Origin of the sequence: Nocardiopsis alborubida (assembly GCF_012396365.1) — a bacterium.
GTDB lineage: Bacteria > Actinomycetota > Actinomycetes > Streptosporangiales > Streptosporangiaceae > Nocardiopsis > Nocardiopsis alborubida.
Genome location: NZ_JAAXPG010000012.1, coordinates 149,427 through 169,663, shown reverse-complemented (window position 1 = coordinate 169,663; position 20,237 = coordinate 149,427). Strand labels below are relative to the sequence as shown.

General features: G+C 71.9%; 22 protein-coding genes. 9 read left to right on the top strand and 13 right to left on the bottom strand.

Annotated elements, in window-relative coordinates:
- Nucleotides 1-18 precede the first annotated feature (18 nt).
- The 4 genes from HGB44_RS14695 to HGB44_RS14680 form a co-directional block, all read right to left on the bottom strand.
- Nucleotides 19-1,140, bottom strand: a complete 1,122-nt coding sequence (locus HGB44_RS14695) for an NAD-dependent epimerase/dehydratase family protein (protein ID WP_061078819.1) — start codon at nt 1,138-1,140, stop codon at nt 19-21.
- A gap of 99 nt (nt 1,141-1,239) precedes the next feature.
- Nucleotides 1,240-1,881, bottom strand: a complete 642-nt coding sequence (locus HGB44_RS14690) for a vitamin K epoxide reductase family protein (protein ID WP_061078818.1) — start codon at nt 1,879-1,881, stop codon at nt 1,240-1,242.
- On the bottom strand, nt 1,878-2,564 hold the full coding sequence (locus HGB44_RS14685; protein WP_061078817.1) for a DsbA family protein: 687 nt from the start codon (nt 2,562-2,564) through the stop codon (nt 1,878-1,880). Before HGB44_RS14685 ends, HGB44_RS14690 begins: the two co-directional genes overlap by 4 nt.
- Before the next feature lie 127 nt (nt 2,565-2,691).
- Nucleotides 2,692-3,108, bottom strand: a complete 417-nt coding sequence (locus HGB44_RS14680; RefSeq protein WP_061078816.1) for a hypothetical protein — start codon at nt 3,106-3,108, stop codon at nt 2,692-2,694.
- A 1,045-nt stretch (nt 3,109-4,153) separates the two neighbouring features.
- On the opposite strand from HGB44_RS14680, the gene HGB44_RS14675 reads away from it, so the two are divergent.
- Together HGB44_RS14675 and HGB44_RS14670 are read left to right on the top strand one after the other, a co-directional pair.
- Nucleotides 4,154-4,339 carry a hypothetical protein gene (locus HGB44_RS14675; protein ID WP_061078815.1) on the top strand — a complete coding sequence of 62 codons (186 nt, stop codon included), beginning with the start codon at nt 4,154-4,156 and terminating at the stop codon, nt 4,337-4,339.
- An 8-nt stretch (nt 4,340-4,347) separates the two neighbouring features.
- On the top strand, nt 4,348-5,130 hold the full coding sequence (locus HGB44_RS14670) for a hypothetical protein (RefSeq protein ID WP_061078814.1): 783 nt from the start codon (nt 4,348-4,350) through the stop codon (nt 5,128-5,130).
- A gap of 384 nt (nt 5,131-5,514) precedes the next feature.
- Here the strand turns inward: HGB44_RS14670 and HGB44_RS14665 are convergent, their stop codons facing one another.
- On the bottom strand, nt 5,515-6,120 hold the full coding sequence (locus HGB44_RS14665; protein WP_061078813.1) for a TetR-like C-terminal domain-containing protein: 606 nt from the start codon (nt 6,118-6,120) through the stop codon (nt 5,515-5,517).
- Nucleotides 6,121-6,363: 243 nt separating this feature from the next.
- Here HGB44_RS14665 and HGB44_RS14660 point away from each other — a divergent pair, with 243 nt between their 5' ends.
- On the top strand, nt 6,364-7,374 hold the full coding sequence (locus tag HGB44_RS14660; RefSeq protein WP_061078812.1) for an aldo/keto reductase: 1,011 nt from the start codon (nt 6,364-6,366) through the stop codon (nt 7,372-7,374).
- Nucleotides 7,375-7,418: 44 nt separating this feature from the next.
- On the opposite strand, the gene HGB44_RS32710 is transcribed toward HGB44_RS14660, so the two are convergent.
- A complete protein-coding gene (locus HGB44_RS32710) occupies nt 7,419-8,609 on the bottom strand; it encodes a mycothiol transferase (protein WP_061078811.1) in 1,191 nt (396 codons plus the stop codon).
- Nucleotides 8,610-8,804: 195 nt separating this feature from the next.
- Nucleotides 8,805-9,407: a helix-turn-helix domain-containing protein gene (locus tag HGB44_RS14650; protein ID WP_061078810.1), complete on the bottom strand. Its 603-nt coding sequence runs from the start codon at nt 9,405-9,407 to the stop codon at nt 8,805-8,807.
- A 280-nt stretch (nt 9,408-9,687) separates the two neighbouring features.
- On the opposite strand from HGB44_RS14650, the gene HGB44_RS14645 reads away from it, so the two are divergent.
- On the top strand, nt 9,688-10,263 hold the full coding sequence (locus HGB44_RS14645) for a snapalysin family zinc-dependent metalloprotease (RefSeq protein WP_061078809.1): 576 nt from the start codon (nt 9,688-9,690) through the stop codon (nt 10,261-10,263).
- Nucleotides 10,264-10,584: 321 nt separating this feature from the next.
- On the opposite strand, the gene HGB44_RS14640 is transcribed toward HGB44_RS14645, so the two are convergent.
- Nucleotides 10,585-10,809, bottom strand: coding sequence for an Imm32 family immunity protein (locus tag HGB44_RS14640; RefSeq protein WP_168444023.1), 225 nt, complete (start codon nt 10,807-10,809; stop codon nt 10,585-10,587).
- A 346-nt stretch (nt 10,810-11,155) separates the two neighbouring features.
- Here HGB44_RS14640 and HGB44_RS14635 point away from each other — a divergent pair, with 346 nt between their 5' ends.
- Nucleotides 11,156-11,608, top strand: coding sequence for a hypothetical protein (locus tag HGB44_RS14635; protein WP_061078808.1), 453 nt, complete (start codon nt 11,156-11,158; stop codon nt 11,606-11,608).
- A gap of 133 nt (nt 11,609-11,741) precedes the next feature.
- Here the strand turns inward: HGB44_RS14635 and HGB44_RS14630 are convergent, their stop codons facing one another.
- The gene (locus HGB44_RS14630) at nt 11,742-12,218 is read right to left on the bottom strand and encodes a MarR family winged helix-turn-helix transcriptional regulator (RefSeq protein WP_061078807.1); all 477 of its coding nucleotides are present in this window, start codon (nt 12,216-12,218) and stop codon (nt 11,742-11,744) included.
- Between the two features lie 217 nt (nt 12,219-12,435).
- On the opposite strand from HGB44_RS14630, the gene HGB44_RS14625 reads away from it, so the two are divergent.
- The 4 genes from HGB44_RS14625 to HGB44_RS14610 all read left to right on the top strand — a co-directional run bounded on the left by HGB44_RS14625 (nt 12,436) and on the right by HGB44_RS14610 (nt 17,299).
- The gene (locus HGB44_RS14625) at nt 12,436-14,253 is read left to right on the top strand and encodes a flavin-containing monooxygenase (RefSeq protein WP_061078806.1); all 1,818 of its coding nucleotides are present in this window, start codon (nt 12,436-12,438) and stop codon (nt 14,251-14,253) included.
- A 281-nt stretch (nt 14,254-14,534) separates the two neighbouring features.
- Nucleotides 14,535-15,575: an SMP-30/gluconolactonase/LRE family protein gene (locus HGB44_RS14620; protein WP_061078805.1), complete on the top strand. Its 1,041-nt coding sequence runs from the start codon at nt 14,535-14,537 to the stop codon at nt 15,573-15,575.
- A gap of 175 nt (nt 15,576-15,750) precedes the next feature.
- Nucleotides 15,751-16,224: a carboxymuconolactone decarboxylase family protein gene (locus HGB44_RS14615; protein WP_061078804.1), complete on the top strand. Its 474-nt coding sequence runs from the start codon at nt 15,751-15,753 to the stop codon at nt 16,222-16,224.
- 151 nt (nt 16,225-16,375) lie between these two features.
- Nucleotides 16,376-17,299: an RNA polymerase sigma-70 factor gene (locus HGB44_RS14610; RefSeq protein WP_061078803.1), complete on the top strand. Its 924-nt coding sequence runs from the start codon at nt 16,376-16,378 to the stop codon at nt 17,297-17,299.
- Nucleotides 17,300-17,382: 83 nt separating this feature from the next.
- Here HGB44_RS14610 and HGB44_RS14605 read toward each other — a convergent pair whose 3' ends face one another.
- The 4 genes from HGB44_RS14605 to HGB44_RS14590 all read right to left on the bottom strand — a co-directional run bounded on the left by HGB44_RS14605 (nt 17,383) and on the right by HGB44_RS14590 (nt 20,109).
- The gene (locus HGB44_RS14605; protein WP_061078802.1) at nt 17,383-17,793 is read right to left on the bottom strand and encodes a VOC family protein; all 411 of its coding nucleotides are present in this window, start codon (nt 17,791-17,793) and stop codon (nt 17,383-17,385) included.
- A gap of 20 nt (nt 17,794-17,813) precedes the next feature.
- The gene (locus HGB44_RS14600) at nt 17,814-18,248 is read right to left on the bottom strand and encodes a helix-turn-helix transcriptional regulator (RefSeq protein WP_061078801.1); all 435 of its coding nucleotides are present in this window, start codon (nt 18,246-18,248) and stop codon (nt 17,814-17,816) included.
- A 92-nt stretch (nt 18,249-18,340) separates the two neighbouring features.
- Nucleotides 18,341-18,883: a GNAT family N-acetyltransferase gene (locus HGB44_RS14595; RefSeq protein ID WP_061078800.1), complete on the bottom strand. Its 543-nt coding sequence runs from the start codon at nt 18,881-18,883 to the stop codon at nt 18,341-18,343.
- A gap of 275 nt (nt 18,884-19,158) precedes the next feature.
- Nucleotides 19,159-20,109 (bottom strand): DUF1177 domain-containing protein, encoded by a 951-nt coding sequence (locus HGB44_RS14590; RefSeq protein ID WP_061078799.1) that lies wholly within the window; start codon nt 20,107-20,109, stop codon nt 19,159-19,161.
- Nucleotides 20,110-20,237 lie beyond the last annotated feature (128 nt).

The window sequence follows — 20,237 nt, the reverse complement described above, 5'->3', positions numbered from 1 at the left end:
CCTGGTTACGCTACGAAGTCATGTGGACACAGGCCGGGAAAGGCGGTCGCGACACGCGGACACATCGGCCTTCGGTGCTCCGTATCCGGCCGAACCGCGCAGTTCGGCGCGGGCGAACTCGGCCATCCCCTCGGCGAAACCGATCCTCGGCCGCCAGGACAGCTCCTCCGTCAGGCGGTCGGAGGAGGCGGTGATGTGCCGGACGTCGCCGAGCCGGTACTCGCCGGTGACCAGGGGCTCCGGGCCGCCGTGCGCGTCCGCCAGCGCCCGGGCCATCTCGCCGATGGTGTGCGGCGTCCCGCTGCCGGTGTTGAAGGCGGACAGCTCCCCCCGGGCCCTGCCCGGTACGGCCTCCAGCGCCGCCACGTTGGCCCGCGCCACGTCGCCGACGTGCACGAAGTCGCGCCGCTGGCGGCCGTCCTCGAACACGCGGGGCGCCTCGCCCCGGGCCAGCGCCGAGCGGAAGAGGGAGGCCACGCCCGCGTACGGGGTGTCGCGCGGCATCCCCGGCCCGTACACGTTGTGGTAGCGCAGCGACACCGCGCGTCCGCCGACGGACCGGGCCCACGACGCGCACAGGTGCTCCTGTGCCAGTTTCGTGGTGGCGTAGACGTTGCGCGGGTCGCCCGGCGCGTCCTCCCCCACCAGGCCGGGAGCGAGCGGGGCCGCGCACCGGGGGCACGGGGGGTCGAACACGCCCGCCCGCAGGTCGGCCTCCGACCTCGGGCCGGGACGGACGTCGCCGTGTTCGGGGCACGTGTACCGCCCCTCCCCGTAGACGACCATCGAACCGGCCATGACGATGTCGCGGACCCCGGCCCTGGCCATGGCGGCCAGCAGGACCGCCGTGCCCAGGTCGTTGCAGCGGACGTAGTCGGGGGCGTCCATGAAGTCGGAGGAGCCCAGCCCCACCATCGCCGCCTGGTGGCAGACCGCGTCCACGCCCCTCAGGGCGCGCTCGACGATCTCGCCGTCCCGGACGTCGCCCACGACGTCGACGGTTCTGTCCTCGATGTCCCTCCCGTTGTGGGCCTGGGGCAGGTAGGCGTCGAGGGTGACCGCCTCGTGCCCGGCCAGGCGGAGTTCCTCCGCGACCCTCGATCCGATGAACCCGGCACCACCCGTGACCAGTACGCGCATGCGTCCAACCTACGTTTCGCGCACGCTCCGTCACGGGTTCCGCCACGCGCGTCGGGGCGTCGGCCCCGACGCGCGTGGCGGCCCGTCGGAAGGAGGGGCTCACAGCAGCGTCGACCAGTAGGTCCAGAACGCCTGGCCGACCGCGCCGACGACCCCCAGCGCCCATACGGTGAGCACGACGGTGTGGTTGCGCACCAGCAGGGCGACGGGTGCCCCGGCCCACGCGGGTGTGGGCAGGTGCGCGGAGCGCACGTTGTGCAGGGTGACGTACCAGAAGAGGGGTGTCGTCACCGCCCACACGACCACGCAGTACGGGCACAGCGCTCCGATGCGGTACAGGCTCTGGAAGATCAGCCAGTGCACGAAGACGGCGCCGAAGAGCACGCCCGCCTGGAGCCCGAGCCAGAACCAGCGGTCGAAACGCGCTCCGGCGACCAGGGCCGCGCCGACGGTGGTGACCACGGCGAAGCAGACCACGCCGATGACCGGGTTGGGCACCCCGAAGACCTCGGCCTGCGGGGTGGCCATGACGGTGCCGCAGGAGAGCACCGGGTTGAGGCTGCACGCGGGCACGTGCCCGGGGTCGGCCAGTACACGGATCCTCTCCACCAGCAGGGCGAGTGCCGCGAGCAGCCCGGCGCCGCCGCCCAGGGTGAGCAGCCAGGGCAGGGCCCGGCTGACGATGGGAGTTCCGGCCCCGGGCGGGGGCGCCGCGGCGCGGCGGGAGGCGGTGGAGGTCACCCCTCCAGCTCCCGGTCGATCATCGCCGAGAGCACCTCGTAGCCGGGCATGCTCGGGGTGGGACGGCCGTTGACGAAGATGGTCGGGGTGCCCCGCACGCCCAGGGTCACGCCGTCCCGGAAGTCGGACCGCACGCGCTCCAGCGTGGCGGGGTCCTCCATGGCCCGGACGAACTCCTCCGTGTCCAGGCCCAGGTCCTCGGCGAAGCCGACGAACACCCCGGCCTCGGAGTCCTGGGACTCGCCCCACTCGGCCTGGGTCTCGTACATCCGGGCGTACATCTCCTCCAGCGCGCCCTGCTGGGCTGCGGCCTCCACGGCCGCGGCGGCGGGCTCGGCGTTGGTGTGCCCGGGCATGGGGAAGTAGCGGATCACCACGTTGATCCGCCCGTCGTAGTCCTCGCGGATCCGCTCCATGACCGGGAACTGGGCGCGGCAGGCCTCGCACTCGAAGTCGAGGAACTCCACGACCGTCACCGGCGCCTCCTCCACCCGGTCGAGGTGGCGGCTGTCCTCGCGGACCAGGATTCCGGCCGGTGCGGTGGGCGCGGCCTGCGGGTCGGCGGAGTCGTTCGGGGCCGCGGGGGCGGCGGTGCCGCCCCGGTCGTCGAGGGCGATGAGGAGGCCGAGGCCGATGACGGCGACCATGATCAGGCCGAGGGTGATACCGAGGTTCTTGCTCATGTGGGTGTCCTGGGGTGCGGGGCGCGGCGGGGCGCGCCCGGGGAAGCGGTCACGTGGAGGGGGCCGCGCGGGGCGCGGCCGCGGACCTCCTCGCGCGGGGCGCGCGAGGAGGTCGGGTGACCGTGTTCTAGACCCGTTGGACGCAGAGCAGGGTCAGCAGCCCGTACCCGTGGGGGGCGAGGGGCGGGCGGCTGACGGGGCGCGGGGCCGGTCCCGGCCGCGGGGCCATCAGGAGCGCGAGGGCCAGGGCGACGCCGAGGGCGACGAGGAACAGGGGCGGCGCGGTGGGCAGTCCGTGTCCCTCGGTCACCTCGCACGCGTGTGCGGCCTGCGGAACCTGCGGGGCCGCGGCCGGGTCCACGACCGGAACCGCGGCGGCTTCTCGGGGTTGTTCCGGGCAGTCGGCGGCAGCGGCGGACGCGGAGACGGCCTGGGCGACCGGGCCCGTGCTGTGGCACAGGGCGCACATGAAGCACATGAGCACCAAGGCGACCAGCGGCACCGCGAGGGTGCGCAGTCGCCGCGTGGAGGTGTGCCGGTCCATGTCAGGAACTGTAGCGGTGGTGTCGCCGGGGTGTTCGGCGGCCACCCGACAAGTCCCGCCCAGGCCTGCCTCCACGGCGGAGAACGGCCGGTGCGTGCAGCGCGACCGGCGCAGGCGGCGCCGAGGTCCCCGGTGCTCGTTCCAGTGGCGCCTGGGCCGGGCACCGGAGCGGTGGGACTCCGGCAGGCGCGAACCGGCACGCAGGTCTGCGCCCCGAGCACCCGTGCCCCGGGTGGCCTGACACGTCGGTGGCGGCCGCTGTCGAAGGAGCGGTGCCGCGGCCCAGGGACGGATTACCGCGAAAGCGGTTCGGGGATGCGCTCCTACCAGCTTCGGTACCAACCGAGCTCCCCGCGGCGACGTTGACGGCCGGCCAGCGCTTTCGCTTCGCCGTGTGCTCGCCCCTCCGAAAGGCGGCTGACCCGTAGTCCTCTCGAATCGGGTGCCGCCAGTCGGGTACCGCGGTCCTCGGCGCTGGGGCCCGCCCGGTGCTCCGGGCGGGCCCCAGCCCTGTGGAGGCCAGCGGCGACAGAACAGCCACGACCCCGGGTCCGCGGGGAGGGCAGGGAGCCCTGACACGCCGTGGCCGGGCACCTTGCGGAGTCTCTCTCCCGACCGCGACCGCGGTTGCCCGCCTCAGGGCTCCCTTCGTCCCCTAAGTGGACTTTTTTCATCGAAAGGGACAAAAAAGGTGCCTGGCACCCATTTGTCAGTCTCTCATGAGAGAGGTCCTCGCAGAACCCCCGGTGTCGGTTGTTACAAAACGTTCCACCGACGGGGAGGGGAGTCCCCGTATGTACGTGACCAAAGAATTTCCACCGCGTAAGAGCAGGTGAGAAGGCACGTTACATAATGATACGCCCATCTTTGCCCTGACGCTCACCTGAGGGGCCAGCGGCCTGCCATAGTTCCCCTAGAGAGGAAAGGCATTTCTCTCCCCATAGCGCCATCTGTGCCTTCATGCGGGTTCTCTCCCCGTTTCGGCATGGTCACGCATCCATCGAAATCCGACAAAAGAAGCCTGCATCAACAGAGGAGCAAGCCCGTGTCCCATTCCCACGCCTGCGACGGAACGAACACCGTGCCCTGGTCCAGGGTGGTCGTCACCGTCGTCGTGATCGTCCTGGTCATGTACGCCATGGTCCTGGGTTACGAAGCGGTCGGCGCCGTCGCCCTGGCCTCGGCCGCCGGTTACACGGCGGTGTCCGTGTCCCGCCGCCTGGCGCGGTAGCCCACGACGTGGAAGAGAACCGCCACCCGCCGAAGACGATCCACGAGCTCCTGGAGGAGCACTTCCCCCTGCACCGCTACTCCCAGGAGGACCGCCTGAACGCCCTGCTCTTCGCGCTGCGCGTCGAAGGGCTGGTCGACGTCCTGCTGGCGGACCTCCTGAGGGAGACGGAGAAGAACCACCCCGTGGGCATCGTGCACGACCTGTTCAACGGGCGCACCGAAGCACTGCGCTCCGAGGTGGACCGCAGACGTGGCCGCGCGCTCCTGGAGGCCCTGTTCTTCATAGACGAAAAGAAACAAACCACCGAGCAGAGGAAGGAGAGGCAGAACAAGCCGAAGCCCGAACTGCGCATCGTGTTCGAGAGCGAGCTCACGCGGTTGCGGAACGACACCGGCCGACGGACCCACATCGGCACCGACGAACTGCACGAACGTGGCTACCGGCTGATGGGAAGGCGAGCCCAGCTGTCAGTGCACGAGCTCAGCGACCCCTGCAAGGTCAACTCCTTCCCCGAGCTGGTGCGGGCGTTGCAGGCTCTGCACAGGACCCAGGGCTCTCCCAGCCTGAGGGAGATGGCGGCAGGATCCGAGCAACGCTTCCGCGGAAAGTACAGGAGCATGTACCAGACACGCTCCCACGCCGCGCTGCGCAGAGTCACCCTGGCCGGAGCGAGGCCCACTCTGGCCTCGGTGCTGGCCTTCGTGCGCGGATGTAACATCCTGGGCTCCGAGGAGGCCCACGAGTGGATCCAGGCGCATGCCCGCGCGGTGACGTTCGCTGAGGAGTAACGGCCAGACCGGGGACCGTCTCCCGCACCGGTGAGATCGCGCAGGCGGACCCGGTCCGGGGCGATCGGCACGGTCCGCCGGAGGTCGCGGCCCGTCCGTCACAGCGGGCCGCGACCGCCCGGTTCCGCCTGAACGCACTGGCGCACCGCTCAGCCGTGTCACGACACGTCGCGTCGACAGCAGCCGCCGGACGGCCCGCCGCCCTCGTCCCCTGCCGGGTCGGGATCCCGACGGTGCTTGTGGCCAGAAGGGCCCGCCAGGACCGCCCCCTCCACCGCGATCTTGTACTTATAGCGAGGCTCGACCGTCCAACCTCGCTACAAGTACAAGATCATCGCAGTTCAGGGCACTCGTGACACACCAGCAACGGTTCCGGTCAGCCCGCTAGACGGCGCGGATCATCGGCAGGACGGCGTCGTCGAGGACCGCCTCCAGGTAGGCGTCCGGGACGTCGGGGCCGTGGGTGACGAAGTGATAGACGAGCATGGCCGGAGCGACGCTCACGGTCTGCTCGTTGGCCGCCCCCGGCCGGAACTCACCGGACTCGACACCCGCGCGGATGATCTCCAGGATGCGGGCACGGGTGGGTTCGACCACGCGTTCCTGGACCACCGGGCCCAGGCCGCCGTCGATGCCCTTCTTCGCGGCCCGGAAGGCGGCGTCCTGCGAGAGGACGAAGGCCTCACGGACCCCGCGCATCAGTTCGAGCATGTCGGCACGGGCCTCACCGGTCAGCCGCACCTCGGACGGTTTGGGCAGCGCACTGGTCAGGGCGTCCATGACCAGTTCGTCCTTGTTTCCCCAGCGCCGGTACAGCGCCGCCTTGCCGGTGCCCGCCGCGGCGGCCACCCCGTCCATGGTCAGGGCCGCGTAGCCGACCTCACGCAGCTGGTCCAACGCGGCGGCGAGGATCGCGGCGACCAGGACCGCGCCGCGGCGGCGGGGCCCCGACCGGTCGACCGGAACCGAGGCCGTGCCCGACGAACCCATCAAACCCTCCGATGACCGATCGCACCCCTGGCCGGCGCGCAAGGGGCGTGCAATAGTGAACGAGGGTGTTCACTATTTTCTGACTCCTCCGTCATTATGTGACGCCCGGGAACCCGTGTCCACAGCACGGAGCACCGCCCGCGGCCACCCGCAGGACCTGGTCGACCGGGCACCCTCCCTCCAGAAGCCAGCGACGCCTGTCGGCTCCACCGGACAGGACAGGGTCAGTGAAAGGAAACGGCAATGCGATCTGTTCCTCTCGGGGGATCGGGGTCCGAGGTATCGGCCCTCGGTCTCGGCTGCATGAGCATGAGCGACCACTACGGTCCGGTCGACGACGAGGAGTCCTTGAGGACCCTGGCGCGCGCCGCCGACCTCGGCGTGACCTTCTGGGACACCGCCGACGTCTACGGGGCCGGCGCGAACGAGCGGCTGCTGGCGCGGTTCCTCACCGCCGGCCGACGTGACGAGATCACTCTGGCGACCAAGTTCGGCGGCGTCCTGGACGACGACGGCAACATGACCATGGACGTCCGCGGCGAGGCCGCCTACGTCCCCCTGGCCTGTGACGCGAGCCTGCAACGCCTCGGCGTCGACCACATCGACCTGTACTACCTCCACATCCCCGACCCGAAGGTGGAGATCGCCGAGACCGTCGGCGCCATGGCCGAACTGGTCGCCGCCGGCAAGGTCCGTGCGCTCGGCCTGTCCAACGTGTCCCCGGAACAGATCCGTGCCGCCGCCCGGGTGCACCCCGTCGCCGCCGTGCAGATGGAGTGGTCGCTGTTCGACCGCGGCGTCGAGGAGTCCGTCCTGCCCGCCTGCGCCGAGGTCGGTGCCTCGCTGGTCGCCTACTCACCGCTCGGCAGGGGCTTCCTCACCGGTGTCCACACCTCTTCGGAGGGGCTTGACGAGACTGACGTGCGACGCTCCGTCCCCCGGTTCAACGAGGAGAACCGCGACCACAACACCTCCCTGCTGCGTCCGCTCCAGGAGGTCGCCAAGGCCCACGGTGCCACGCGCGCGCAGGTCGCTCTGGCCTGGCTCACGAGGCAGCGGGAGAGGTTCGGCACGCCTGTCGTCCCGATCCCGAGCATGCGCCGTCTGTCCCGGCTGGAGGAGAACTCGGGTGCGGCCGGGGTGGAGCTCACCGGCGCGGACCTCGCCGCGCTGGAGCCCCTCGCCGACCAGGTCCGGGGCTCCAACCGTCCCCCGCTGCCCCCGGAGGTCGCGGAGCGGTTCGGCCTGAAGTAGGGCCTCGGGCACACCCCTCCCGCTCCGGCACACCGCGGTGGCGGTCAGCGGCCGGTGCGGCCGTCGACCAGCTCGCGGAGGATGTCCAGGTGTCCGGCGTGGCGGCCGGTCTCCTCGATCATGTGCACGAGCGCCCACCGCATCGACGGGGCCGTCTTGCCGCGGTGCCCCGCGTGCGCGGGCCGGCCGAGGTCGTCGCAGTCGGCGATGGCCCGGTCGGCGGCGGCCACGGCGGCGCGGTACCCCTCCAGAACGCCCGCCGTGGTCTCGCCCGCGTCGGCGTGGAACGTGGCCTGCCAGTCGCTGACCTCCTCCCCGAGGAAGAGGGAGCGCTCGACGTGGGCCAGGTGCTTGACCAGGCCGAGCAGGTTCGTGCCTGAGGCGACGCCCGGGGCGCGCACGTGCTGCTCCGGCGCGCCGTCCAGCTTGGCGAGGACGCTCTCGCGCAGATAGGCCAGGAACCCGGTGAGGACCTCCTTCTCCCCGGTCCCGGTCCTGGGCGGGGGCTGGTCTCGTCGGCGCGGCTGTGCGGCGGGCGTCCTCGCGGGCCCCTTCGGCGTCGCCCCCGTACGGCGCCGGGCCACCACCACGTTGTCGCTCACCCGCGCGCTCCGGCCGTCGGGGCCGTGGGCCGTCCGCGAACGCCGCTCGCACACGAGGCCGGTCCACTCGGCTCCCAGGTCCAGCGACCGCCACAGGTCCTCGGGGGCGGGGAAGTCGTCGCGCTGCTCCCAGGACCAGGGCGCGCTGGACGCGTGGTCGAGCACGACCAGCAGCCCGCCCTCGCCCACCGACCGCGACACCCGGCGCAGAACGGCGTCACGGTCGATGTCCACCGGGGTCTGGAAGTAGTTCGCGTAGACGAGGTCCCACGACCCGGTGTCGGGGACGGACAGCGCCAGGTCGTGGCGCCGTGTGGTGAGGCGGTCCTCGACTCCGGCCCGGCGGGCCCGCTCGCCCAGCACGGCGAGGACGTGTTCCGAGACGTCGACGGCCGTGACGTTCCATCCCCGGGCCGCCAGCCACAGGGCGTCTCCGCCCCGGCCGCAGGCGAGTTCGAGGGCGCGGTGTGCGCCCGTTCCGCGTTCCGGTTCCCGCAGCGGCACCAGAGCCAGTTCCCCGGCGAGTTCGGCGAAGGCCGCGTTCGGTCCGGGCGGTGGCGTCGAGGGGTCGTCGCCCCGGTAGTGGCGTTCCCAGAACTCCCGGCTGGGTGAGGCGTCCTTGTCTGTTTCCATGGATGCCAGTGTTCGCGCTGCAGACGCCCCGGGACCAGCTCTCGTGCAGAAGTGCAAAAGCGCGTGTGCGCGGCGCGAGCCGGTGGCCCCCGGCCTCTCCCCCCGACGCCCCCGCTTCCGGCGGACCGCGGGCGGGGCCGCCACGGGCGGGGCCGCCACGGGCGGGGCCACCGACCGCTCCGTGCGACCGGCCCCTCAGCTCCCGTGCAGGTGCACGCGTTCGCCCTGGGTCCCGAAGATCGCGATGGCCTCCGCCGGTCCGTGCTCGGAGGGGTTGCCGATCCAGTGCGGGGTCCGGGTGTCGAACTCGGCCGCCTCCCCCGCGCCCAGCAGCAGGTCCTGCTCTGCGCCGAGGATCAGCCGGATGGTTCCCGAGAGCACGTAGAACCACTCGTGTCCGTCGTGCGTGCGCAGCTCGGGCGGCGGCAGCGTCCGTGCTGGCGGGTAGAGGACCTTGTACGCCTGGACCCCGCCCGCACGCTGGGTGAGCGGGATGAACGTCAGGCCGAAGCGGCGCACCGGGTGCAGGTGCACCCGCGGATCGCCCACCCTGGGCGCGTCCACCAGCTCGCCGATCGGCACCCGGTAGGCGCGCGAGAGCGGGAGCAGCTGTCCCAGGGTCGGCTGCACGCGCCCGGTCTCCAGGCGCGACAGCGTGCTCGGGGTGATCCCCGTACGCTCCGACAGCTCGGCGAGGGTCAGCCCCGCCCGGTTGCGCAGACGTCGCAGTCGCGCGCCCACGGCACGCAGCACCTCGGCGTCGCCCTCGTCGGCATGATGGTTCGCCCTCTCACCCATATCCGCAACCTACCTTGCATCGGTGGGAACATCGTCCCGCCCCGGGCGGGACGATGCGTCAGGGGGTACCTCGCGCCGGTCGTGGCGTACGGGTTCTTCCGTTGCATCCGACGTTTCCGACAGAACGGCACCCTCTCGTCCCAGGACGCCCAAACCGGTACGCAGTGCCTCCGATTAGGCGTACTGCACACCTTGTGGCAGCACTCCGCTACACATAGCATCAGGCCGACCCCACCGGGTCACCAAACAGCATCAGCCCCCTCACCCCCGGGAGACCCCCATGCTGAGACGCGTCCTCATGCCCGTCCTGATCGCCCTGAGCGCTCTGGCGCTGACGCTGGTGGGCACCGCGCCGGCCACCGCCGCGCCCGCGGAGCAGACCCAGCCGCTGCGCCAGACCGTCCTGTACTACGACGCCAGCCAGGCCGCGGAGTACACCTCCGCCGTCGCCTCGGCCGTGCGCGTGTGGAACTCCAGCGTCAGCAACGTCCGCCTGGAACCGGCCTCCACCGGACGGCGCGCCGAGATCCGCGTCATCGCCGACGACGGCTGGCCCCGCGCCCACCTGGGCCCGGTGCGCCCGGGCGGGCAGGTCACCGTCTGGATGGGCCGCCAGGGCACCGCCCAGGGCTACGACGCGGTGCGCATCGCCGCGCACGAGCTCGGCCACAGCCTGGGGCTGCCCGACGCCAAGCCCGGACCGTGCTCGTCGCTGATGTCGGGCTCCACCGGCGGCGTGGACTGCACCAGCGTCCACCCCAACGCCTCCGAGCGCTCGCGGGTGGAGGCCAACTACGGCAGCGGCCGGACCGGCCAGCGCGCCGCCGACGGGCAGCTCCTGGTCGACCGCTTCTGAGCCGACCGCGCCTGGACGGGCGCACCGGCTCCGGGCCCGACGGCCCCGGGCGCGGGCCCGCACCGACGGGTCGGCGCCCGGGGCGTCACGCTCCCGGTGCGCCCGTGCGGGACCGGCCCTCGCGGACAGCGAGGACGCCCGCCTTCCTCCACGTTCCCGATGCCGCGGCTCCCGCACCGCCTGCACACCGCACGTCCCCGGACACCGCCGCCTTCTCCGAAGCCGACCCCATCCCCAGCGAGAGCGTTCGGAGAAGGAAGCGGAGAAAGTCGCCCCCGGCACGGGACAACCGCCTTCTTCCGGCGCGCACGAAGCACACGCCTACTCCTCGTCGCAGCGCTCCAGAACCAGACGTACGGAGCCCTCTTCGAGGCCGTTGTGCTCCTCCAGGTGCAGATGGGTTCCGTCTCGGGTTCCGTCCTCAGCGAGTGTCAGCAGATGACGGGCCAGGGTGCGCAGCCCTGCGGCATTCGCCTCGATGACGATCTCGCCCCCGAGATCGCGAACCCCGATACGGGCGTCGTCCCCCCATACGAAGCCCCTCATGACCCCATCGGTCACCACGTTGACGTGAGTGCTTGTCGGCGGAACACCGGTCGGCCCATCAGACATGGCTCCATCATGGACCGCCGGCCGGCCACGCTGCGCCCCATCAGTTCGGACGTCTCAGCCGGCACGGACACCCCGACTCATGGTCCTCCTCATGGCGGAGAAGCCGCTCGCGGTCCTCCGGGATGCTCTCGCCCTCGATACGGCCGACGCCCAGGATCCTCCCGCTCCGCACGGACCGCCACCCGACGCCGAACCTCCCGATGAACCCAGGAGTCAGGCGACGATAAGGTGTCCGCATCTTCCCCCGGTGCCTCTGCGCCGCCGATCCCCGGAGGGCGCCTTGCGAAGACCCGCGCCGTGGGCCGCGCTCACGCTCGTGGCCGTCCTCACCTCCCTCGTTCTGGGCGCCGGGTACCTGCTCGTACCGGCGCACCGCCCTTTCGAGTACGGCGGCGGAATCAGGCTTCAACTCCTGAGCATCTCCCACGAGAACGTCAACGGGGAGGAGAGGGTCACGTGGGGGGTGCAGGTCATCAACGGGACAGGCGCACCGCTGGACCTGAGCTTCTCCTCGACCTGCCGTGACGGCGTACCACCCCGCCAGTCCGGCCCCTCCGCCCTGGCCGAACGGGGCGGTGAGAGGGTCTGGCTACCGGCGGGCCTGGTCACGAGTGTCGCGGACTCCTGCCCGTCACCGGCGTCGGGCCGGTGGTGGGCCTACACCCTCACGTTGGAGAGCGACACGGGCGACGTCGGCTCCCGCAGCGTCACCTTCATGGGCAGGGCCCACTGACGCCGCGGTGTCGAACCGGCCGGCGGCCTGTCAGGGCTCTGCCGCCGCTTCGATGACGGTGACGCCGTCCGGATTCCCGCGCGCGGATGGCTGGTCACGGCCGCCCGGCGGCCGGTTCGTTCGGCGGACGGAGTCAGTCCTGTGCGCCCAGCCGGGAGATCTGCCTGCTCACCGCGCGAAACCCCTGTTCGAGGGCGCGCAGGTCCTCCATCGGCAGGCCCATGAGGATGTCGTCGCGAAACGGCCGCGCCACCATCAGGCGCCGCACGACCGAGGCCCCCAGGGGCGTGGCGCGGACGCGGCGGACGCGCTGGTCCTCGGGGTCGGCCGAGCGCACGGCGACGCCGTGGGCCACGAGCCGGTCGAGCACGCCGGACATCGACGCCATGGAGACGCCGAACGAGTCCGACAGACCCCTGCCCGTCGCGCCCTCCTTCGTGGTGACCAGGACCATGAGCACCCTGAGCTGCTGGATGGTGAGGTCCATCGACAGCAGGTTCTGGAGGAGGGCGGCCATCACGGTCTCCTCCATGGCCCCGTTCAGGGTCTGGATCTCGCGCACGATGCGTTCGCGTTCGTGTTCGCCCTGTTCGGACACCTGTTGCCGCATGACGCCATGATAGGGCGCCGCAACGGGCGCCCCCGGACCCAAATGCTTAGCCTGATGCTAACCTTTTTGGTGCACGGTTCAACAACACCGCCGCCGCATCGGGATGGCAGCCGCCCGGATCCCGTTCCACGCTCCCGTGAGCACCACGGCCATCCCCCGCGCGAGCCCGGCGCCGCGTCCGCGTCGCGATGCGACGGCAACGAAGTGAGGACGGCACATGGGCACAGCCTCCGACACGACCGCCGACACCGACGACCGCACCGAGGAGATCGACCTCGACGCGCTGCGGGCCAGATACGCCCGCGAGCGCGACCGCCGCATCCGCCCCGACGGCACCGGCCAGTACCGCTCGGCCGCGGGCGAGTTCGGCTACTACGCCAAGGACCCCTACACCCCGTGGACCGAACGCGAGCCGCTGACCGACACCGTGGAGGTGCTCGTGATCGGCGGCGGCTTCGGCGGCCTGACCACCGGCGCGCGGCTGCGCCAGGCGGGCGTGGAGTCGATCCGGATGATGGACGAGGCGGGCGACTTCGGCGGGACCTGGTACTGGAACCGCTACCCGGGCATCCACTGCGACATCGAGTCCTACTCCTACATGCCCCTGCTGGAGGAGGTCGGCTACGTCCCGAAGTGGCGCTACGCCCCCGGCGAGGAGATCCGCCGCCACGCCGTGGCCATCGCCGAGACCTTCGGCCTGTACCGCGACGCGCTCTTCCACACCCGCGCCACCGCGCTGACCTGGGACGAGGACGCGGACGAGTGGGTGGTGGAGACCGACCGCGGCGACCGGATGCGCGCGCGGTTCGTCATCACCTCCTCGGGCACGCTGACCCAGCCCAAGCTGCCGGGCATCCCGGGGATCGACGCCTTCAAGGGCCACACCTTCCACACCAGCCGGTGGGACTACGGCTACACCGGCGGCGACCAGACCGGCGGCCTCGACGGCCTCGCCGACAAGAGGGTCGCGGTCGTGGGCACCGGGGCGACCGGCGTGCAGGTCATCCCGCACCTGGGACGCGACGCCCGGCACCTGTACGTGTTCCAGCGCACCCCCTCCTCGGTGGACGTGCGCGACAACCGCCCCACCGACCCGGAGTGGGCGGCCTCCCTCAAGCCGGGCTGGCAGCGCGAGCGCATGGAGAACTTCCTGGCGATCGTCTCCGGCGAGCAGGTCGAGACCGACCTGACCCGGGACGGCTGGACCTCCACCGCCCGGCTCCAGCGCAAGATGATCTCCGGCGCTCTGGACACCAGCGTCTCCGCCGAGGAGCGCGAGCGGATCGACGAACTCGTCGACGCGCGGAAGATGAACCAGATCCGGGCGCGTGTGGACGAGGTCGTGGACGACCCGGCCACGGCCGAGGTGCTCAAGCCCTGGTACCGCTACATGTGCAAGCGGCCCTGCTTCAGCGACCACTACCTCCAGACCTTCAACCGGCCCAACGTGACCCTGGTGGACACCGCCGACCACGGCGGCATCACCCGCATGACCGAGGACGCGATCGTCGTCGGGGACACCGAGTACCCCGTGGACTGCGTCGTCTTCGCCACCGGGTTCGACGTCGGCGTCTCCGGAGTGATGTCGGGCACGCTGCCGGTGCGCGGGCGCGGCGGACGCGGCCTGCTGGAGTCCTGGAGCCGCGGACCCAGCACGCTGCACGGCTTCTACAGCAACGGGTTCCCGAACCTGTTCCACCTGGGCCCGCTCCAGAACGCCAACTCGGTGAACTTCGCGCACATCCTGCTGGAGCAGGCCGAGCACATCGCCGCCGTCGTCGCCGAAGCGCGCAAGACCGGGGCCCCGGTGGTCGAGCCCTCCCAGGAGGCGGCCGACGCGTGGGGCCGGACCGTCCGGGAGAGCGCGCACGACAACTCCGCGTTCCAGGCCGAGTGCACGCCCGGCTACTACAACCGCGAGGGCGCGGGCGTACACGGCGGGTCCTCCTACAGCCCCGGGCCCGTGGCCTTCCACCGGCTGCTGGCCGACTGGCGCGAGAGCCGCATGCACGAGGTCCTGGAGACACAGCCCTAGGTGCGGTGACCGGAAAGGTTCGCCGGGGAGTGCGTATCGAGGATGATCTTGCTTCCAGAGGCACTGTCGACGGTCCACAGTGGCACCAGGAGCAAGATCACCGGGGAGGAAGGTCCCCGGCGCCACACCGGCAACACTTTCGGCCAGCCCACTAGCTGACCCCGGCCCGGCCCTGACTTCGCTCGGCCCCGGCCGCCCGGGCCGGGAGCCTTCGCGGACGTCCCACGACCGAGACCCCGAGACCCCGAGACCCCGAGACCCCGAGACCCCGAGGGAACCGTATGGAACCGCACTGCCCCAGGCCGCGACGAACGGTGGCCGCCCGCGCACTCGCCGCGCTGGCCCTGACCGGCGCGGCGGCCGGATGCGCCGCCCCCGCCGCCACGAGTGAGGACGGAGAGGACGGCGGGACCGAGCGCACCGCCGAACTCCTGGTCCAGGTGACCTCCGTCCACGAGGAGACGGGGATGACCCTGCTCGAAGGCCCGACCTTCGACGCCGACGGGCGTCTGCTCGTCGTGGACGTCACCGCCCCCGCCGGAAAGCCCAAGGTGCTCGGGGTGGACACCGAATCCCGGGAGGTGACCCCGGTGTTCACCGACGAGACCAGCGCCTACACCTCCGCGCAGTTCAGCCCGCACGACGACCGGCTCTACCTGACCGACTTCGCCGGTGGGAAGATCGACAGCATCACCCCCGAGGGCGAGGACCAGACCACGTTCTTCTCCGGGGAGGTCGACGGCGCTCCGATGCAGCCGGACGACCTGGCCTTCGACGAGGCCGGGAACATGTACGTCAGCGACTCGTCCGGATTCGACGGCCCGGCGTGGGAGGCCCGGGGCAGGGTCGTGCGGATCGACCGCGACACCGCGGAGGCGACCGTCCTGGCCGAGGAGCTGCCCGCGCCCAACGGCATCTCGTTCACCCCGGACTACGCGGGTCTGTGGGTCGGCCAGTACGGCGCGAACCGCGTCGACCACCTCGCGCTCAACGAGGACGGGACCGAGGTGGAGACCTCCCACCCCGCCCTGTACTTCGACGGCGGCACGAGCCGGATCGACTCCATCGCGGTGGACGCCGACGGGAACCTCTACCAGGCGGTCCACGGCCAGCCGAGCATCTTCGTGTACAGCCCGCTCGGTGAGCACCTGACGACGGTCGGCGTCCCGGCCGACGCCGCCGAGGGGCTGGACTCGGCGACCAACGTCGCCATCGCGCCGGGGACGACCGACGCCTACATGACCGTCAGCGGTTCCGACGGCGGGTTCGTCTACTCCTTCGACGCGCTCGCCGAGGGGGTCCGCCAGTCCAACGGCGGCTGACCGTACGTTCCCGTGCCGGGGGGGCGTGGAACCCATCGCACGTCCTGCCCGGGGGCGCGTCGGCCAGCCCCCGGGCAGGAGAGGAGAGACCCAGGTCACGCCCACCCGTGTCACAGGGCGTCGGGCCACCTCGTCTCAGGGGGTGTAACCACCGACGACCACGAGGGAGCACCCCATGGACGCGCGTCTGAACTACTTCACCAGCCCGACCGCCGGCAAGGTCATCAAGCCCTTCATGTCCGTGGGCAGGGCGGTCAAGGACTCGGCGCTGCCGGCCGCGACACAGGAACTGGTGGCGCTCCGCGTGAGCCAGATCAACGGCTGCGCCGTCTGCCTCGACATGCACACCAAGGACGCCGCCGCTGCCGGTGAGACCGCCGTGCGGCTGAACCTGGTCGCGGCGTGGCGGGAGGCCACGGTCTTCACCGACGCCGAGCGCGCCGCGTTGGAGCTGGCGGAGGAGGGCACCCGGGTCGCGGACGCGGCCGACGGGGTCAGCGACGAGGTGTGGGAGCGCGCCGCCAAGCACCACGACGAGGAGCAGCTCACCTCCCTGGTCATGCTGGTCTCTTTCATGAACGCCGTGAACCGGCTCAACATCATCACCCGGCAGCCGGCCGGAGACTACGAGCCCGGGCAGTTCCACTAGGTTCTGGCACGGGGCGCGGCTGCGGACCTGGAGTCCCGGCCACGGGCCCCGGGGCGCCGGTCCGGCCCGCCCGCGGGGGCCGGACGGCGCGAGCCGCCCGCGCCGGGGAGCACGGCCGGGCGGAAGGGTTCGGGGAGAGGGGCGGGTCGGCGTGGGCAAGGTGGAGGACTTCGAGGAGCTGCGGCCGCTGCTGTTCTCGATCTCCTACCGGATCCTGGGCAGCGTGAGCGAGGCCGAGGACGCGGTGCAGGAGACGTGGCTGCGCTTCGACCGCTCGACGACCCGGCCCACGTCGACCAAGGCCTTCCTGTCGGCCGCGGTGACACGGATCTCGATCGACGTGCTGCGTTCGGCGCGGGTGCGGCGGGAGGAGTACGTCGGACCGTGGTTCCCCGAGCCGCTGCTGAGCGACCCGTACCAGGACCCGGCGCGGTCGGTGGAACTGGCCGACTCGGTGTCGATGGCGGCGCTGCTGCTGTTGGAGCGGCTCAGCCCGCTGGAGCGGGCGGTGTTCCTGCTGCGGGAGGTCTTCGCCTTCGGGTTCGACGAGGTCGCCGCGGCGGTGGGACGCTCGGAGTCGGCTTGCCGACAGCTGCTGGTGCGGGCGCGACGGCACATGGCGACCGGGCGGCCGCGGTTCGCGGCGGACCGTCGCGAGCAGCGGGAGCTGGCGACGCGGTTCTTCGACGCGCTGGAGAACGGCGACGTGGACGCTCTGCGGGACCTGCTGGCCGCCGACGTGCGGTTGGTCGGGGACGGCGGCGGCAGGGCCCCGCAGCTGGCCAGGGCCGTCACGGGTGCGGCGAGGGTGGCCCGGCTGCTGGGCAGGGTCTTCCCCGAACTACTCCGGGTCGGCGTGGTGTTGGAGCCGCAGGAGGTCAACGGCCAGCCCGGCGCGCTCCTACGCGACCGGGACGGCGGGGTCATCCAGGCGCTGGTCCTGGATGTGCTCGACGGAAGGGTCCAGACCGTCCGCGGGGTGGCCAACCCCGACAAACTGGGCCACCTGGGCCCGGTCGCCGACGCCTGGGCCGTCGACCGCGAGGTGAGGCGGGCCCGCACACGGTCGGACTGACCCCGGCCGGGACCGGCCTCGACCGGGGGGCGGGCCGAGGACCGGGCCGGAGGATCCTACGGCGGCTCCTCGCGGAACCCCGTTCAGACGGTCTGGTTGACGCGCACGAGGTTGCCGGACGGGTCGCGGAAGGCGCAGTCGCGGACCCCGTAGTCCTGGTCGATGGGTTCCTGGACCACGTCCGCCCCGGCCGCCTCCAGGCGCTGGAAGAGGCCGTCGAGGTCGTCGGTGGCCAGGGTGATCGCGGTGTAGGTGCCCTTGGCCATCAGCTCCAGGACGGTGCGGCGCTCGTCCTCGGTGACGCCGGGGTCGACGGCGGGCGGGTGCAGCACGATGGAGGTCGCGGGATGCCCGACCGGCCCTACGGTGATCCAGCGCATGTCCTCGTAGCCGACGTCGTTGCGGACCTCGAACCCGAGGAGGTCGCGGTAGAAGGCCAGGGCGGCCTCGGCGTCGGTGTGCGGCAGGAAGGCGTGGTGAATGGTGATGTCCATGCCCCCAACGCTAGGACCGGCTACGGGGTGCGCGCTTCTTGATTCCTGACCGGTCTGGTCACCTGTTTGGCCAGGCAGGGCGGGATGCCCGCCGCCGCCCGCGAGTGGTCGCGGCGGTAGACGCTCGGCGGCACGCCGACCAGCTCGGTGAACCTCGTGCTGAACGTGCCCAGCGAGGACGAGCCCACCGCGAAGCAGACCTCGGTGACGCTGAGGTCCCCGCGCCGCAGCAGCGTCATCGCCCGTTCGATCCGCCGGGTCATCAGGTACGAGTACGGCGACTCACCGTAGACGCGGCGGAACTCCCTGCTCAGGTGCCCGGCCGACATGTGCGCCCCGCGGGCCAGCGCCTCGACGTTGAGGGGCTGGGCGTACTCGCGGTCGATCCGGTCGCGGACACGGCGGATGGCGGCGATGTCGCGCAACCGCTGTTCCTGTGCGTCCCTGTCGGCCATGGACGCCATCATCCCACGCCGCGCCCGGGGCGGGCCGGTCGCGCTAGGCGTCCGAACGCGGGGAGGAGGCGGCCGGGTCGCCGTCCCGTCTCTCACCCGCGGCGGGGCCGAGTGACGTGGTCGGTCAGGGGTGCACGGACCATGCGCAGGTTCGGAAGCCTGCCCCGCCAGAGCTGCTGTTCGCCGGTGGCTGTTAATCCGTAGCGCTGGTAGAAGCGGATGGCACGCTCGTTGCAGGCCGTCACCCACAGGCGCATGGGAGCCTCTCCGGCCCAGTCGAGGAACGCGTTCATCAGCAGACCGCCGATGCCGCCGCCCTGGGCCTCTCGCAGGAGGTACATCGGTCCGAGGTCGACGGTTTCCTCCTCGCGGCGTCCGCACAGGACCCCGACGATCTCGCCTCGGCACCGCACGACACGGCAGAAGAACTGGTCGGGCTGGCGCGCGGCGCGGACGATGAACTCCCGCCATGGGGCGATCGCCTCGGGCGTGGTGACAGAACCGCGGTGTTCGCGGATCCAGGCTTCGTCGATCCCGGCTTGCCTGTTGGGATAGGTCTGGATCCAGGCGGTCAGCAGTACCCGCGCGATCGCGGGTGCGTCCTCGGCGAGGGGGCCGTCGATCACGTGGTCCACAGGACTCCTTCCGAACGCACCCGGAGGTGGGCGTTGTTCGAGCCGCCCTCCTCCGCAGCTCCCAGGAGCCACGAGGCCGGAAGGCCCTTCGGCTCAACGGTATGCACGACCGACGGCGGGGACGCCTCTCCTCCGCCCGGACCAGACAGGGTGACCGCCGCGCCCTGGCGCATCCGTGCCGTGCGGCGTTGGCCGTCCGCCCGGGAGGCGCGTGTCGGAATAACAGGGGACGCCGTCCCGCCCGTGGCCCGGGCGGGACCGCGCTCCTCACAGCCTCAGGAGGAGGCGGGCTCGCCCGCGCCGCGCAGGTGGGACATGCTCCCGTACAGCTCCTGGAGCCGCCGCACCTCGTCGGCGTCGACGAAGCGGGCGATGCCGCGGCCGTAGTCCTTCGCGGTCTCGATGACGAACCGGACCGCGCTCTCCACGCTGCGCAGGTCCGTGGCGCCGGTGGCCGACCCGGCCACGGCCTCCTCGGTCACGATGGCCACGCCCACGACCGGGGCGCTGGTGGCCGTGGACGGCTGCAGGATCGAGTTGACGTGGTAGACGCCGTTGCCGTACGGGGTGATGTCCTGCATGGTCAGCGGCATGACGACCGGGGCACGGCCGGTGGTGCGGGAGACGATGTCGAGCAGGCTCTCCGGAACCCGGACGATCCACCCGTCGACGACGGCCGGGGTGATGGCGATGCCGTGGTGGTTGCAGATCCGGTTGCCCTTGGTGGTGTCCACGGACAGGATCGCGTCCATGGCGGGCAGGACCTCGTGCCGGTTGCTGACGTCCTGGTCCACGACCGAGCCCATGAACGGAACGGGGTCGTGGGGCTGGGTCGGGGCGTCGGGGTCGATGTGGGTGGCCAGCACGACGTCGCCGGGCAGGGTGTCGCCCCGGCGGCGCATGTCCAGGAGCTTGGCCGCCGCGGAGACGGCGGTGAGGGCGCCGTCGCCGTCGCTGACGAAGCCGATCTGCTCCGGGCGCGCGCCCAGGCCGCCGAGGCGGCCGAGGATGCCCAGGGTGGGCGCGGAGCCGCCGGAGGCGGCGCCGTCGGTACCGGCGATCGTCACCCGGACGAAGTCGGTGGACCCACCCTCGCCCGCGACGGTCTCCACGAGGACCTCGCCGTCGGCCGCGCCGTGGCGGCGCAGGTACTCGGCCACGGACGCCCCGTTCGCGGCCGGGGTGTCGAGCAGGTCGTGGGTCTCGATGACGTGGCTCCAGGACATGGGTTCCCTCTCTCAGGTGGTGGACCGCCCGGTCCGGCCGGGCGCCGCGGTCGGCGCCCCGGCCGGGGCGGTCGTTCGTGTGGTCGCCGCGCGGCCTGTGCTCGCGGGCGACACGGCTTGTCGCGCCG

Excerpts from the sequence above, each read along its gene's own strand:
- HGB44_RS14665 (WP_061078813.1), bottom strand. The coding sequence starts at position 6,120 with ATGGGTTCGTCGGGCACGGCCTCGGTTCCGGTCGACCGGTCGGGGCCC.
- HGB44_RS14660 (WP_061078812.1), top strand. The coding sequence starts at position 6,364 with ATGCGATCTGTTCCTCTCGGGGGATCGGGGTCCGAGGTATCGGCCCTC.
- HGB44_RS14605 (WP_061078802.1), bottom strand. The coding sequence starts at position 17,793 with ATGGACATCACCATTCACCACGCCTTCCTGCCGCACACCGACGCCGAG.
- HGB44_RS14650 (WP_061078810.1), bottom strand. The coding sequence starts at position 9,407 with ATGGGTGAGAGGGCGAACCATCATGCCGACGAGGGCGACGCCGAGGTG.
- HGB44_RS14645 (WP_061078809.1), top strand. The coding sequence starts at position 9,688 with ATGCTGAGACGCGTCCTCATGCCCGTCCTGATCGCCCTGAGCGCTCTG.
- HGB44_RS14695 (WP_061078819.1), bottom strand. The coding sequence starts at position 1,140 with ATGCGCGTACTGGTCACGGGTGGTGCCGGGTTCATCGGATCGAGGGTC.
- HGB44_RS14685 (WP_061078817.1), bottom strand. The coding sequence starts at position 2,564 with ATGAGCAAGAACCTCGGTATCACCCTCGGCCTGATCATGGTCGCCGTC.
- HGB44_RS32710 (WP_061078811.1), bottom strand. The coding sequence starts at position 8,609 with ATGGAAACAGACAAGGACGCCTCACCCAGCCGGGAGTTCTGGGAACGC.
- HGB44_RS14590 (WP_061078799.1), bottom strand. The coding sequence starts at position 20,109 with ATGTCCTGGAGCCACGTCATCGAGACCCACGACCTGCTCGACACCCCG.
- HGB44_RS14630 (WP_061078807.1), bottom strand. The coding sequence starts at position 12,218 with ATGCGGCAACAGGTGTCCGAACAGGGCGAACACGAACGCGAACGCATC.
- HGB44_RS14600 (WP_061078801.1), bottom strand. The coding sequence starts at position 18,248 with ATGGCCGACAGGGACGCACAGGAACAGCGGTTGCGCGACATCGCCGCC.
- HGB44_RS14620 (WP_061078805.1), top strand. The coding sequence starts at position 14,535 with ATGGAACCGCACTGCCCCAGGCCGCGACGAACGGTGGCCGCCCGCGCA.
- HGB44_RS14615 (WP_061078804.1), top strand. The coding sequence starts at position 15,751 with ATGGACGCGCGTCTGAACTACTTCACCAGCCCGACCGCCGGCAAGGTC.
- HGB44_RS14680 (WP_061078816.1), bottom strand. The coding sequence starts at position 3,108 with ATGGACCGGCACACCTCCACGCGGCGACTGCGCACCCTCGCGGTGCCG.
- HGB44_RS14625 (WP_061078806.1), top strand. The coding sequence starts at position 12,436 with ATGGGCACAGCCTCCGACACGACCGCCGACACCGACGACCGCACCGAG.
- HGB44_RS14640 (WP_168444023.1), bottom strand. The coding sequence starts at position 10,809 with ATGAGGGGCTTCGTATGGGGGGACGACGCCCGTATCGGGGTTCGCGAT.